This is a genomic window from Henriciella sp. (genome assembly GCF_049649345.1).
GTDB lineage: Bacteria > Pseudomonadota > Alphaproteobacteria > Caulobacterales > Hyphomonadaceae > Henriciella.
The window spans coordinates 1-1,858 of record NZ_JBARZC010000243.1 but is presented as its reverse complement, the minus strand read 5'-3'; the positions used below and the strand labels follow the sequence as shown (position 1 = coordinate 1,858).

At 63.3% G+C, this 1,858-nt stretch carries 2 protein-coding genes; one reads left to right on the top strand and one right to left on the bottom strand.

What is annotated here, in order from left to right; translation table 11 throughout:
- A partial coding sequence (locus tag WA989_RS06230) for an alpha/beta hydrolase family protein (protein WP_424339641.1) occupies positions 1-1,298 on the top strand: 1,298 nt, incomplete at its 5' end.
- On the opposite strand, the gene WA989_RS06225 is transcribed toward WA989_RS06230, so the two are convergent.
- The coding region (locus WA989_RS06225; RefSeq protein ID WP_424339640.1) for an asparagine synthase-related protein at positions 1,269-1,858 on the bottom strand (590 nt) is incomplete at its 5' end. The two genes, WA989_RS06230 and WA989_RS06225, sit on opposite strands and share 30 nt — an antisense overlap.

The window sequence follows — 1,858 nt, the reverse complement described above, 5'->3', positions numbered from 1 at the left end:
TCCACGAAGAGGGCGGGTCTGACCGTCTGGCCGGTGGGGGTCATGAAGCGCTCATGCCGCTCGGCTACCGATTTTTCCCGCAACATGCCTGGTCCAATGAGTTTCGCCTCTCCTCACCGCTTGTGCGAGGTCCGCTCAAGGGGCGGGTCGATCTCGTAGCGGCGCGCCCGGCGCGTGAGGGCGACGCTGCTGTCCTTGTCCTCGGCCCGGGCGGAACGCGCCGCGAGTATCCTCTCGGGCCCGGGGCGGATCGTGTGCTGGCCGTGTCAGCCGATGCTGCTTTTGTTCTGACGACGCAGGCCCCTGGAGATGGGTCTGTCAGCCTTCGACTTCATCAGAAGGGCGAGCTGGCGCGCACGCTCGCCACCCTCAATACCCATCTTCGCGCGGTTGTCGGGCCCGCCAGGCAGGCCTTCAACTACGCGCTGAAAGATCCGGAGCGCAGGGAAGGCAGCAGGCAGATTGAGGGATGTGTCCTGCTGCCGCCAGGCCATGTCTCCGGCGCGCGCTATCCCCTCCTGCTCGACATCTATCCGACAGGCCGCGGCGGGTCATGTTCGACACTTGCCGATGCGCCTTATCCAGGTTCGGTCGTGCCGGATCTCTGGGCGACGAAGGGATTCGTCTATATGCGGCCAGCCCTCCCTCTCGACTTTGCGCGAACCGGTGCAGGCCCTCTGGAGGGCCTCGGTGATCTCGTCGACCAGACCATTGATGCCCTCGTCGCCGAGGGACTGGTCGATCCCGGCCGGATTGTCTTCTACGGATCGAGCCAGGGCGGTGCGGCCTCGCTTATGGCAGCGGCGCAATCGGGGCGGGCAAGCGCGGTCATCTCCATGAATGGCTGGGCGGATTTCTTCAGCCATTATTACGGCGCACGGGGGCTGATGCGATATTTTCATCTCGACCAGAATGGCGGGGACAATCGCTGGCGGTATGAGTGCGAGATGCCAGGGGACGATCATTACTGTCCCTTCGGATTTGGCGTTAGCGCTGCCGGGGCGCCAGGCCTCTATGCGCGCACCAGCCCGGTCGCCCGGGCCGGCGACATGACAGCCCCGGTCATGCTGGTTCACACCGATCTCGATTACTTCGACATGGCCCAGTATGACGAAATGTTCGGAGCGCTCTACCGGGCCGGCAAGGAGGCTATCTATGTCCGCTACTGGGGCGAAGGCCATGGTCTGTCATCCCCGCCAAACATCAGGGATCTGTGGCAGCGCATCGACCGGTTCCTGACCGGCGCCGGCGTCCTGGACGTTGAGGGATCAGAGAGCTCTCCAGGCCTGCATCCATGATTCAATCGCATAACAGGCAAAGAGCGTGCGCCCGAAGGTGTGAAGCTTGTAGCCTTCATCCTTGAAGAAGGCTTCGATATCCGCGCGGTCGAGAAGACCTTCCCCGACAAGGTGGCCATCCATGAGTGTGCTCGCCAGGAGCGTCCGGTTGCACGTCAACTGCTCCATATAGAAGCGCGATGCGTCCCCTTTGGAGCGTCTGAGCCTTATTTCGTCAGGCAGCCTGTCCTTGATGGCCCGTCTCAGAAGGCCTCTTGGCTGTCCGCCCGCGCAAAGCAAATAGACAGGCAGCCTCAGGCAGAGCTCGATGACCGGTTGTGAGACCAGAGGATGGCATATGGAGAGCGACTGGGGAGGCATCAGCCCGGCGCGCACATGGATCATGTGCAGGAGGCTCGTCACCTGTTCAGCCTTGGCCGGCGGTAATTGTCCCGTGTCCCGCGCCCAGAGGGGCAACAGGCTCTCAACCTCCAGCCCGGGCTGTGCCTGGCGGTTGAGGCGGCTCACCCTCTCGGCGACCATCACGCTTGCCGCGCTTTGCCGCCGCCGTGTGAGTAGAA